Genomic DNA, 1015 nt, shown 5'->3' with positions numbered 1-1015 from the left:
AGCGCAGGTCTGCATCGGCACTCATGCCAGAAATCCCTACGTTCACCCGGGTGCGATCGCTAATGTTAAACCGATAGAAATCGTAGTAGTCGCTGCTGCTGACTCGTTCGTTGATGGTTTGTCCCAAACTCAGATACCGCGCTGAGGACATGGTGTCACCTGCGGTGTCATAATACCAGTTAGTGCCCCACAGTGGTTGTGCGATCGCTTCTGCTGGGTCATCGGAGTCGATTTCTGGGATATCTTGGGGTTGGGCGATCGCTCCTTGTCCCCCATTGACTGCCTCAGTTCCATCCTCCGATACCACCGGATCGGACAGTGTGGGTAGCTCAATGACTTCCCCTTCACCGTCGCCAGCTTCAGGTAACTGGTGTTCTGCAGGATAACCCTGGGTTAATACCCCACCATTCGCTTGAAACTCTTGCCACTCTTCACCGGATAAGAATATCGCTTCCTCGGATCCATCGCCGTAGAGGATAGCACCGACACCCGCACCGCCAAAGTTAAATTCTTGGATGTAGCCATCCCCAACCCTGGCTATGCTACTGACTGGATTACCCACACGCCCTGCACCACCATAACGGGCGATCGCATCTGTAAAGGCATCAGCAACTGTTTCATCTGCTGCACCCTCCCCAGCAGAAAAGGCCACGATATTCGCTTCCAGTGTTTGCAACACTGTCTCATTTACAGAGTCGTTCAGCGCCTCTGTTAAAGTGGGCACTTGTTCCGACAACTGCTCTGCCAATTCTGTTAAATCTGGATTCTCTTTCAAAGCAACAGACTGCAATATCGCGATCGCTTCATCAAAACGTTCGTCTTCCGACTGCAAGAAAGCATTCAGTAAATGCTCTCGGTTTTCTCCTTCGTTCCAGATCCGTTCTGTTAAAAATACAAACTCCGTCTCCGGTTCATCATCAATGGGGTCTTCCTCATCAATGGGGTCATCTTCCCCGATTATTTCATCATCAATGGGGTCTTCCTCATCGATGGGGTCATCTTCCCCGATTATTTC

General features: G+C 50.7%; 1 protein-coding gene. It reads right to left on the bottom strand.

What is annotated here, in order from left to right:
* Positions 1-1015, bottom strand: a 1015-nt coding sequence (locus tag LKK83_RS26195; RefSeq protein WP_324634414.1) for a hypothetical protein, incomplete at both ends; no start/stop codon positions are given.

It is taken from the genome of Phormidium sp. CCY1219, from assembly GCF_035615515.1.
Lineage (GTDB): Bacteria > Cyanobacteriota > Cyanobacteriia > Cyanobacteriales > Laspinemataceae > CCY1219.
Note: the sequence above shows the minus strand (reverse complement) of the source record. Positions and strands in the feature narration are given on the sequence as shown.